13 protein-coding genes are annotated in these 10,384 nt (G+C 62.0%); 8 read left to right on the top strand and 5 right to left on the bottom strand.

The features are described from left to right. The 4 genes from C7G61_RS19945 to C7G61_RS19930 all read left to right on the top strand — a co-directional run. Nucleotides 1–383: chemotaxis protein CheW (locus C7G61_RS19945; RefSeq protein ID WP_108517447.1), on the top strand; the 383-nt coding region annotated here is incomplete at its 5' end. Between the two features lie 58 nt (nucleotides 384–441). Further along, a complete protein-coding gene (locus tag C7G61_RS19940; RefSeq protein ID WP_108517399.1) occupies nucleotides 442–807 on the top strand; it encodes a response regulator in 366 nt (121 codons plus the stop codon). An 83-nt stretch (nucleotides 808–890) separates the two neighbouring features. Further along, nucleotides 891–2,060, top strand: coding sequence for a protein-glutamate methylesterase/protein-glutamine glutaminase (locus C7G61_RS19935; RefSeq protein WP_108517396.1), 1,170 nt, complete (start codon nucleotides 891–893; stop codon nucleotides 2,058–2,060). Further along, nucleotides 2,057–2,935, top strand: coding sequence for a CheR family methyltransferase (locus C7G61_RS19930; protein ID WP_108517394.1), 879 nt, complete (start codon nucleotides 2,057–2,059; stop codon nucleotides 2,933–2,935). The genes C7G61_RS19935 and C7G61_RS19930 overlap by 4 nt, the downstream gene beginning before the upstream one ends. 35 nt (nucleotides 2,936–2,970) lie before the next feature. Here the strand turns inward: C7G61_RS19930 and C7G61_RS19925 are convergent, their stop codons facing one another. From C7G61_RS19925 to C7G61_RS19910, 4 genes are all read right to left on the bottom strand, one after another. Further along, nucleotides 2,971–4,128 (bottom strand): glutathionylspermidine synthase family protein, encoded by a 1,158-nt coding sequence (locus C7G61_RS19925; protein ID WP_108517392.1) that lies wholly within the window; start codon nucleotides 4,126–4,128, stop codon nucleotides 2,971–2,973. Nucleotides 4,129–4,132: 4 nt separating this feature from the next. Further along, nucleotides 4,133–4,537, bottom strand: a complete 405-nt coding sequence (locus C7G61_RS19920; protein ID WP_108517390.1) for a hypothetical protein — start codon at nucleotides 4,535–4,537, stop codon at nucleotides 4,133–4,135. Between the two features lie 2 nt (nucleotides 4,538–4,539). Next, on the bottom strand, nucleotides 4,540–4,944 hold the full coding sequence (locus C7G61_RS19915; protein WP_108517388.1) for a DUF350 domain-containing protein: 405 nt from the start codon (nucleotides 4,942–4,944) through the stop codon (nucleotides 4,540–4,542). Between the two features lie 161 nt (nucleotides 4,945–5,105). Continuing rightward, nucleotides 5,106–5,912, bottom strand: a complete 807-nt coding sequence (locus C7G61_RS19910) for a cytochrome P460 family protein (RefSeq protein ID WP_108517386.1) — start codon at nucleotides 5,910–5,912, stop codon at nucleotides 5,106–5,108. Between the two features lie 269 nt (nucleotides 5,913–6,181). On the opposite strand from C7G61_RS19910, the gene C7G61_RS19905 reads away from it, so the two are divergent. From C7G61_RS19905 to C7G61_RS19895, 3 genes are read left to right on the top strand one after another with little or no spacing between them, the layout of a single operon-like run. Beyond that, nucleotides 6,182–6,496 (top strand): ArsR/SmtB family transcription factor, encoded by a 315-nt coding sequence (locus C7G61_RS19905; RefSeq protein ID WP_108517384.1) that lies wholly within the window; start codon nucleotides 6,182–6,184, stop codon nucleotides 6,494–6,496. Next, nucleotides 6,493–6,852: an SRPBCC family protein gene (locus tag C7G61_RS19900; RefSeq protein ID WP_108517382.1), complete on the top strand. Its 360-nt coding sequence runs from the start codon at nucleotides 6,493–6,495 to the stop codon at nucleotides 6,850–6,852. Before C7G61_RS19905 ends, C7G61_RS19900 begins: the two co-directional genes overlap by 4 nt. A gap of 47 nt (nucleotides 6,853–6,899) precedes the next feature. Then, nucleotides 6,900–7,523, top strand: coding sequence for an ATP-dependent Clp protease proteolytic subunit (locus C7G61_RS19895; protein ID WP_108517380.1), 624 nt, complete (start codon nucleotides 6,900–6,902; stop codon nucleotides 7,521–7,523). Nucleotides 7,524–7,904: 381 nt separating this feature from the next. Here the strand turns inward: C7G61_RS19895 and ctrA are convergent, their stop codons facing one another. After that, on the bottom strand, nucleotides 7,905–8,606 hold the full coding sequence (gene ctrA, locus C7G61_RS19890) for a response regulator transcription factor CtrA (protein ID WP_016848562.1): 702 nt from the start codon (nucleotides 8,604–8,606) through the stop codon (nucleotides 7,905–7,907). Between the two features lie 366 nt (nucleotides 8,607–8,972). Here ctrA and fliI point away from each other — a divergent pair, with 366 nt between their 5' ends. Further along, a complete protein-coding gene (fliI, locus tag C7G61_RS19885) occupies nucleotides 8,973–10,298 on the top strand; it encodes a flagellar protein export ATPase FliI (protein WP_108517378.1) in 1,326 nt (441 codons plus the stop codon). Nucleotides 10,299–10,384: the final 86 nt, after the last annotated feature.

Raw genomic sequence — 10,384 nt, 5'->3', positions numbered from 1 at the left:
CGCGGGTACAGGACGTGTTCATGCCGGAACGGCTGACGCGCGTTCCCCTGTCGTCGGCGGAGATCGCCGGCGTGCTCAACCTGCGCGGCCGCATCGTCACCGTGGTCGACATGCGCGCCCGCCTCGGCCTGCCGAAGAACGACGACGGCAAGCCGCCGATGGCGGTCGGCGTCGATCTGCGCGGCGAGTCCTACGGCCTCTTGATCGACCAGATCGGCGAGGTCTTGAAACTCCACGATAACGGCCGCGAGGAAAACCCCGTCAATCTCGACCCCCGCATGGCCAAGCTTGCCGGCGGTGTTCACCGTCTCGACGGCCAGCTCATGGTCGTCCTCGACGTCGATCGCGTTCTCGAAATCGTGCCGGACCTGATGGCGGCATGAAGACCGAAGCTGGAATGAAAACGTCCCTCTTGGGATTTGGTGTAATTGGAGGCCTAAAATGAAAACATGTCTGGTCGTCGATGACTCGAGCGTCATCCGAAAAGTCGCACGCCGCATCCTCGAAGGTCTCGACTTTCAGATCGTCGAAGCCGAGGACGGCCAAAAGGCGCTTGAAGTCTGCAAGCGCGCCATGCCCGAAGCGGTTCTGCTCGACTGGAACATGCCGGTGATGGACGGCTACGAATTCCTCGGCAATCTGCGCCGCATGCCCGGCGGCGACGCGCCCAAGGTGGTGTTCTGCACCACCGAAAACGACGTTGCACACATTGCGCGGGCGCTGCATGCCGGCGCCAATGAGTACATCATGAAGCCGTTCGACAAGGACATCGTTACCGCGAAGTTCCAGGAAGTCGGCCTGCTCTGATTTCGAGCAGGTGATCCCGGCGGCTCGACGGCCTTCGGCGTTGTTTTGTAAGTGTGCCGCTTGAGTTGGGGTCGGGTGAATTAATGAGTGTTGCGTTAACGAGGTCTCCACCGCCAATCTCGACACGGCAAGACAAGCTGCGCGTCATGGTGGTCGACGACTCCGTCGTGATCCGCGGGATGATCTCGCGCTGGATCGGCGCCGAGCCGGACATGGAGGTCTCGGCCTCCCTGCGCACCGGTCTCGACGCCGTCAACCAGATCGAACGCATCAAGCCCGACGTTGCCGTGCTCGATATCGAAATGCCGGAGCTCGACGGCATTTCGGCGCTGCCGCAACTCCTGGCGAAAAAACGCGACCTCGTCATCATCATGGCGTCGACGCTGACCCGCCGCAATGCGGAGATCAGCTTCAAGGCGCTTTCGCTCGGCGCGTCCGACTACATTCCAAAGCCGGAGAGCACGCGCGAGGCCACTGCGGCCGAGACCTTCCACCACGATCTGATTCAGAAGATCCGTCATCTAGGCGCCAGGGCCCGCCGGCGCGCGCAGCCTGCCGCGAGCCCATCGATGGCGCCGGCCCCTGAGCGGGCACGCGGAGTATTGGCCCAGCCGGCCGCCGCGCCGGTTGCGCAGCTGCAGCTGGCGCGCCAGCCCTTCAGCATGCTGGCGCCGCGGGTGCTGCTGATCGGCTCGTCGACCGGTGGCCCGCAGGCCCTGATGACGCTGGTTGCCGACATCGGCCCGGTGATCGATCGTTTTCCGGTGCTGATCACCCAGCACATGCCGCCGACCTTCACCACGATTCTCGCCGAGCATCTGGCGCGCGCGAGCCGCCGGCCGGCGCATGAAGCCGTCGATGGCGAGATCGTCAAGCCCGGCCGGATCTATCTTGCGCCGGGCGGCCGCCACATGCGCGTGGTGCGCCATGGCGCCGAGACTGCGATCGCGCTCGACGACGGGCCGCCGGTGAATTTCTGCAAACCCGCGGTGGACCCGCTGTTCAACTCCGCCATCGACGTCTGGCAGGGCGGCATCATGTCGGTGATTCTGACCGGCATGGGCTCCGACGGCATGCGCGGCGGCAAGGACATCGTCGCCGCCGGCGGCAGCGTGATTGCCCAGGACGAAGCGACCAGCGTGGTGTGGGGTATGCCGGGCGCGGCCACCAATGCAGGTATTTGTGCGGCAGTTCTGCCGCTCAATCAGATCGCGCCAAAACTGGTTCGGTTGTTTTCGGGAGATCGTTCGTGACGCCTTCAGACTATGAGTATCTGCGTAAGCTTCTGAAAGAGCGCTCCGGGCTCGATCTTTCGGCCGACAAGCAATATCTGGTCGAAAGCCGGCTGTTGCCGCTGGCGCGCAAGTCCAGCCTGCCGGGCATTTCCGAACTCGTCGAGAAGATGAAGGGCGGAGCCAACGTGCTGACGGCGGAGGTGGTCGAAGCGATGACCACCAACGAGACGTTCTTCTTCCGCGACAAGATCCCGTTCGATCATTTGCGGGAGACGATCATCCCCGCGATGGCGCAGGCGCGTGCGGCCCGCCGGTCCCTGCGCATCTGGTGCGCGGCTTCCTCCACCGGGCAGGAGCCGTATTCGATCGCGATGTGCCTGAAGGAAGCAGGTCCACTGCTGTCGGGCTGGCGCACCGAGATTGTCGCGACCGACCTGTCGCAGGCAGTGCTGGAAAAGTCGAAGGCCGGAATCTTCAGCCAGTTCGAGGTGCAGCGCGGATTGCCGATCGGGTTGCTGGTGAAATATTTCACCCAGAACGGCGAACTCTGGCAGATCAATGCCGAGCTCCGCGGCATGGTGCAGCATCGTCAGCTCAACCTGCTGCAGGACTTCTCCCATCTCGGCGTGTTCGACATCGTCTTCTGCCGTAACGTGCTGATCTATTTCGATCAGAATACCAAGACCAACATCTTCGAGCGGCTCTCCCGGATGCTGGAGCCCGATGGCGTGCTGGCGCTGGGCGCGGCCGAATCCGTTGTCGGCATCACCAACACCTTCAAGCCCTATCCGGAGCGGCGCGGACTTTATCGTCCGAACATCGCGCCGGTGATACGGGTGGGGGCGTCGACGCTGGTGCCGCAAACCCTGCGGGCCGTCGCCGCGGCGCGCTGAGCCTGGTCTTCACCTCGTCCGCTTGCCATGCCGCGCTACACGATCGCGTGCGGCAGGAAGCGTGATGTGTTGCCGGTGATCGGGTTCGCGTCCTCGCGGATCGACAGGCCGCATGGCGTATGATCGACCAGCCAGCTTCCAATCACCGGGTATTGCTCGGTGAAGCTCGGCAGCGGCGCCAAAGCCTGCCGGATGAATCCTTCCGCTCCGTACGGGCCTTGCTGTTCCATCAGCGTGGTGCCGGCGCTGACGAGCGCGACATTGGCGCCTTCGCGCGAATAGAGCGGCTTGCGCACGAACGAGGAGCCGAGCATCGACGCCTTCGGATCGTCCTCGAAATAGGCCGGCAGCAAATGGGGGTGTTTTGGAAACATCTCCCATAGCAGCGGTAGAATACCCTTGTTGGAAAGGATCGCTTTCCAGGGCGGCTCGATCCAGCGCGTCGGCGCGGTCGCGAGCTTCGCGCCGAATGCGTCCTGAAACATCCATTCCCAGGGGTAGAGCTTGAAGGCGAGCTCGATTGCACGATCGTCGAGATCGACGAAGCGGCCATCACCGCCCAGTCCGACATCTTTGATATCCATCAGCGTGGTCTTCAATCCGGCCTGGGTTGCGGTGTCCTGCAGATAGGCCAGCGTGCCGGCATCCTCGGTATTGTCGGTCATCCCGGCGAGGTGCAGATGCTTGGCGCCGCCGTGTTTCTTCCAGGCGTCGATCAGGCGCTCATGGATTGAATTGAACTGGTCGGCGCGCTTCGGGATGATGTTGCGCTCCATCGCCTGTTCGAGCCAGGTCCACTGAAAAACCGCCGCTTCGAAGATCGAGGTCGGTGTATCCGCATTGTACTCCAGCAGTTTCGCCGGGCTCCAGCCGTCGTAGCTCAGGTCCAGCCGGCCATAGAGGCTGGCGTCCCGGCGGCGCCAGCTCTCGGACAGCAGCGGCCAGAAGGCTTCGGGTATTTTCAACCGGCGCAGATATTTTTCGTCCTTGATCGCGCGGCCGACCAGTTCGAGGCACATCGCATCGATCTCGCCGGTAGGCGCCTCGATCCGCCGTTCGATCTCGTTCAGCGTGAAGGCGTAATAGGCGCTTTCGTCCCAATAGCGCTCGCCGTTGATGGTGTGAAAAGTGAACCCGACGCCTTCGGCGGTGGCACGCCAGTCGTCGCGTTCGGGGCAGGGGATGCGCTGCATGAATTCAGCCGCCGGAGAAGCCGACGGCGTGGCCGAACGAGCCGAAGCCGCCGCGCTGCGCGCTGTGCGAGCCGGAATCGGAAGTGCCCGAGGATGAATGGCTCGAGGACGAATCGCTTGAGTAGTAGCTGCTGCGCGACGAGCTGCCGCTGGAGCCGCTACTGGATGAAGAGCTGCGCGACGAGCACTCGGTATTGCTTTGCTGGTACGACGGCGAAGCCGCATTCGGCGATGGCTCGCAGTTGCGGCTCGGCATCAGCGTGTAGGCGGCGCTGCCGACCGCGAACGTGCCCATCAGCAGCAGCGCAACGTGGCCCGAACGCTTCGCCGGCGGCGGAGCGGGCCGTGGCGATGCCGGCACCGAGACCGGTTTGCGCTTGCCGAAATCCTGGTCTGGTTTGTTGGTCATGGTCAGTAGATCATGCAGGCGGCGTTGATGGCGCCGGCGGCGAGCGAAGCCAGCCCGAGCCAGATCGCGGCGGCGAGCTCGCCGGCCGCAATCCGCTTCGACAGGTTCGGCACGGGAACCCTGACGAGAAAATAGACTGTTATCTGCACGATCAGGGCGATCGCGGCCCAGATCATGCAATCCCAGACATTGGCGGAATGGGCGATGGCGCTGACCAGCGGCAGCACGAAGCCGAGCAGGCTCAAGCCCAGCGCGATGGCGGCTGCCGGCTCGTTGGCGCGGATCAGGTCGAACTCATTGTGCGCCGTGACGCGGGTATAGACGAAGAGGTAGGCCACTACGGCTACGATCGCCGTACAGAAATACACCAGGAACGCCGGCAGCCCGGCGAGCGATTGCAGGATCATTGACGACGCCCCAACTCATGCGTCCCGACAGGTTCGCACGATCTATCAGTCGGTGCATAGGAGCAGGCGGTTCAATCCCAATAAAAACTCTGCCCAAACAAAAACCCCGCCATTTCGGGCGGGGTTCACAAAATCTTCCATGGCGGCCTTGACGCAGTCGGTTATTCCCTAACCTCGATCTTGCCCTTCATTGCCGGGTGCAGGCCGCAGATGTAATCGTAGATTCCTGCATCGGCGAGGGTCAGCTGGGTGGTCTGGCCTTTCAGCGCGATCGACGAGCGCTGCGCCTTGGGGCCGGTGATCGTCACCTGGTGCGGCGAGGAATCAGTATTGTGCCAGGTGATGGTCTGGCCCTTGCTGACCACGACGGTCTCCGGCCCGAACTTGAAGTCGGAGATCGAGATCACGCCGGGGCCCGGCGTGGGCTTTGCCATGGCGCCTTCGGGCGTGCCCTTCAGGCCCGCCAGTGAGATAACAAAATCCTGTCCGGCATGCGGCTTGTGGCAGGTGAAGCAGGTCGTCAAATTGGCCTTGTCGTTGACCTTCCTGTCCGGGCCAAACGCCTGATACTCCCATTCGCCGTTCCGAATGTCATCCTTGTACTCGGTGCCCCAGCCGTCGCGCTTTTCCATCACCGTGTAGGCGACGAGGTCGCCCTTCTGGAAACGGCCGTTGGCATCCTTGAGAGGCTCGCCGGCCGCATCGAGCTGCGCCTTGTACTGCACCAGCGTCAGCACCGTGCCGCTCGGGATCGGCTGCCCCTTGCGCACCGCATCGACTGCCGCCGGAGTCGCATAGAGCTCGCGATACTGCTTGCTGTCGTAACGATCGACCGTGGCATAGAGCGTGCCCTTGTCGAAATTCTCTGGGAAGGCGACCTTGTCGCCGCCGGCGAGCGCCGAATAGCCGATAAGCGCGCACGATGCCGATCCGAGCGCGACAGCGGCAACCAGCCTGACGTTTTTCATGGCTTCCCCCTCGTTTGACGATAATTCGGTCAGCTACGGGACGGACGGGATCGGGTTTCAATCGGTGGAAGTGAATTAAATCATCGGGAGGAATGCGCCTTCTGGTCCGCTTTAGACCCTGATCAGGCGGGGATGCGCTCGTCCGCCTCGTGCGGCTCGCACCGCACGTAGCCGCGGCCTGCGCAGGCGGTCAAGCGTGCTCATCAGTCTATCCAACCGACCATTTCTTGGGGCTTGCGAATTAGATAAGTGTGTGCTTATGTGTCGGCATGATCCAGAACGACATCTTCAAGGCTCTGGCCGATCCGACCCGCTGTGCGATCTTCGAGAAACTGGCGAATGGCAGCATGAACGCCAGTGCCTTGCGGGAGGGTATGACGATCAGCCAACCAGCCATGTCCCAACACCTCTCGGTTCTGCGCAACGCAAGACTGGTGCGGGAACAGCGGCAGGGCCGTTTCGTGAACTACGAGGTCGATCCAGACGGCTTGGCGCTCATAGCCGGATGGCTGGCGAAGTATCGCTCCTACTGGCCCGCGCGCATCGACGCTTTGAAAGCCTTGCTGAAGGATATGGACCAATGAACGACATGGAGGCCGAGGGGCAGACGAAAGACCTGGTGCTCGAATACGAACTCGACGCGCCACCTGAAAAAGTCTGGCGGGCGATTAGCATTCCCGCGTTTCGTGAGAAATGGCTGCCGAAAGGAGAACTGGCTGATACCGAACCAGTCTCTTCGGCGCCGGGTGAGGAAATTTGCTACATAATGCGGGACGACGAACCGCCCTTTCTCGAAAGCGTGGTGACGTTTCAGGTCACGCCTAATGCCGTGGGCGGCACCAGGCTGAAAATTATTCACGGGCTGGCAGACGCACGACTGGAGCGTCATCTGCCAAGGGCGGCGAACAACAACTGGACCCGCCTCATGCTCGCCGCCTGACGCCTCCGCCCCGCCAAAGACATTTCTGGAAGAAAAGGAATTCGCCGATGCGCGAAGCGATGCAACTCGTCCCTATGGTTATCGAGCAATCCAGCCGTGGCGAGCGTTCTTTCGATATCTATTCTCGCTTGCTTCGCGAGAGGATCATCTTCGTGAACGGTGAGGTGAACGACACTGTGTCTGCTCTGGTCTGCGCGCAGTTGTTGTTCTTGGAGGCCGAAAATCCCAAGAAACCGATCCAACTCTATATCAATTCGCCCGGTGGTGTCGTTACCAGCGGGCTCGCGATGTACGATACTATGCAATATATCCGCGCGCCGGTTCATACGCTCTGCATGGGGACGGCCCGCTCAATGGGGTCGTTCCTGTTGATGGCAGGCGAACCCGGCGAGCGTGCCGCCTTGCCCAACGCTAGCATCCTTGTCCACCAACCGTCGGGCGGTTTCCAGGGGCAGGCGTCGGACATGCTCATCCATGCCGAAGAAATCCTGCGAACCAAGCAGCGTATGACGCGGCTCTACGCCGAGCATTGCAGACGGACCTATGAGGAGTTCGAGCGTGCGATGGACCGCGACCGTTTCATGACGGCGGAAGAAGCTTTGGAATGGGGTCTGATCGACCGGCTTCTTACGAAGCGGGAGGCCAGCACCGAGCGCGAGGTCAGCGCTTGAGTCCCCGGTTGCGCCGCAGGGCCAACAACACAACCGCCTTCGCGGGACCTTCTCAGTGCAGAGTTCCACACTGCTATCGGGAGATTGGTTCTGCGAGAAAATCTCCGCGCGTTACAGGAGGTCAGGAGGGTGCGTCGGTTACAAGCGGGCGCTTGATGGCATAGCCCCAAGCGCACGGTCCTTTAGGTTCGCGCATTCCAATGGCCGCGTTGATCCAGACACTGGCGGTCTCGGAGTATCTGAACTTCCGCCACGCAGCTAATGCGCTCGGATCATTCCCGCCAGGCCACCAGAGCCAACTGCCCAAACAAAAACCCCGCCGTTTCGGGCGGGGTTCGGTCGGGAGCAGCAAGCCTTTCGACTCGCCATAAAACCCTGGTGTCAGGCGGGGATGCGCTCGTCCGCCTCGTGCGGCTCGCGCAGCACGTAGCCGCGGCCCCACACGGTTTCGATGAAGTTGCGGCCTTCGGAGGCGTTCGCGAGCTTCTTGCGCAGCTTGCAGATGAAGACGTCGATGATCTTCAGTTCGGGCTCGTCCATGCCGCCATAGAGATGGTTGAGGAACATTTCCTTGGTCAGGGTGGTTCCCTTGCGGAGCGAGAGCAGCTCCAGCATCTGGTATTCCTTGCCCGTCAGGTGCACGCGCTGGCCGCCGACTTCGACCGTCTTGGTGTCGAGATTGACGACGAGATCGCCGGTCTGGATGACCGACTGGGCGTGGCCCTTGGAACGGCGCACGATCGCATGGATGCGGGCAACCAGTTCGTCCTTGTGGAAGGGCTTGGTCATGTAGTCATCGGCGCCGACGCCGAGGCCCTTGACCTTATCCTCGATGCCGGCGAGGCCGGAGAGGATCAGAATGGGGGTCTTGATCTTCGAAACCCGGAGCTGCTTGAGCACGTCGTAGCCGGACATGTCGGGCAGGTTGAGGTCGAGAAGGATAATGTCGTAGTCATAGAGCTTACCGAGGTCGACGCCTTCTTCCCCGAGGTCCGTCGTATAGACGTTGAAACTCTCGGATTTGAGCATCAACTCGATCGACTGCGCGACAGCGCTGTCATCTTCAATCAGCAAAACGCGCATGCCAGTCCCCTTTAGTCGCCGCTCCGGGCGTCAGGTCGGCCGCACTTGCGGCACTCAAAACGCCTTTGAACAACTGATTCGGATCCTGACAGACACATGGTTAACAAATCCTGATTCCGGTTCGCAAGGTCTTTAAGTGCAATTTTTATCGAATCGCCCTAAGATATTGCGTCGAAGCAGCTTTTCCCTACCGTGCCTGCTCAAGTTCCTTATTAAGAGACGGGCCTAACCGACTCCCGCGATTCGTCCTTCTTCTGACGGGCGAGCGCTCTCAGTCACCAAAGACAGTGACGCAATGATTAACGATGCGGGTAAACACGAGGTTAAGCGCCTCCGGCTAAAACGCGGAAACTTAAGGTTTTCGCAATGAAGGCGCTCGCGGAGCAGATCGGCGATATCGACGGCGTCAATATATATGGCCGTGTTGTGGGCGTGCGCGGACTGATGGTGGAGATCGCGGGGCCCATTCATGCGATGTCGGTCGGTGCGAGGATCGTCATCGATACCGGCGGGGGCCGCTTCATCCCGGCCGAAGTGATCGGCTTTTCCGGCAGCAATGCGGTCGTGATGCCATTCGGTGGGCTCGACGGTGTCAGGCGTGGTTGCCGCGCGGTCATTGCCACCGCGGCCAGCCAGGTGCGGCCGTCACCGGCCTGGCTCGGCCGCGTCATCAACGCCATGGGAGAACCAATCGACGGCAAGGGGCCGCTGGCGCAGGGGCCGTCACCGATGCAATACCGTAACTCGCCGCCGCCGGCGCATTCGCGCAAGCGCGTAGGCGCGCCCCTCGATCTGGGCGTCCGTGCGCTCAACACGTTCCTGACCTGCTGCCGCGGCCAGCGGCTCGGCATCTTCGCCGGTTCCGGCGTCGGCAAATCGGTCTTGTTGTCGATGCTGGCCCGCAATGTCGATGCCGACATTACGGTTATCGGCCTGATCGGCGAACGCGGCCGCGAGGTGCAGGAATTTCTGCAGGAGGATCTCGGCGACGAGGGTCTTGCGCGCTCGGTCGTGGTGGTGGCGACATCGGATGAGCCCGCTTTGATGCGGCGGCAGGCGGCCTATCTGACACTGGCGATTGCGGAGTATTTCCGCGACGAGGACAAGGACGTGCTGTGCCTGATGGACTCGGTCACGCGCTTTGCGATGGCGCAACGTGAGATCGGGTTGTCGGCCGGCGAGCCGCCGACGGCCAAGGGCTATACGCCGACCGTGTTCACCGAATTGCCGAAACTTCTGGAGCGGGCAGGGCCGGGCACCGGCGTTGGCACCATCACCGGCATTTTCACCGTGCTGGTCGACGGCGACGACCATAACGAGCCGATTGCGGACGCGGTCCGCGGCATTCTGGACGGCCACGTCGTGATGCAACGCTCGATTGCGGAGCGCGGGCGGTTTCCCGCGATCAATATCCTCAAATCGGTCTCCCGCACCATGCCGAGATCGGCCAACCCGGACTATCTGTCCGTGATCATGCGAGGCCGCCAGGTGATGGCGACCTACGCCGACATGGAGGAACTGATCCGGCTCGGCGCCTATCGGGCGGGTTCAAGCCCCGAGGTCGACGAGGCGATCCGGCTGCACGAGCCGCTGGAAGCCTTCCTGCGCCAGGCCAAGGACGAAAAATCGAGTCTCGATGACGGCTATCGCCAGTTGGCGCAAATCCTCGCCAATTTGGAAACGGAACGCTAACTTTGTCAGGCCATCATCCCCGGCACATGATTAATGAGGCCGGTGGGGCCCCCCGAGGGAGCCGGCTCCGTCCCGCGTTCAGATTG

The sequence above is a fragment of the Bradyrhizobium algeriense genome (assembly GCF_003062295.1).
Taxonomy (GTDB): domain Bacteria; phylum Pseudomonadota; class Alphaproteobacteria; order Rhizobiales; family Xanthobacteraceae; genus Bradyrhizobium; species Bradyrhizobium algeriense.
The sequence above is the reverse complement of the archived record's forward strand: the minus strand, read 5'-3'. Positions and strand labels throughout refer to the sequence as shown.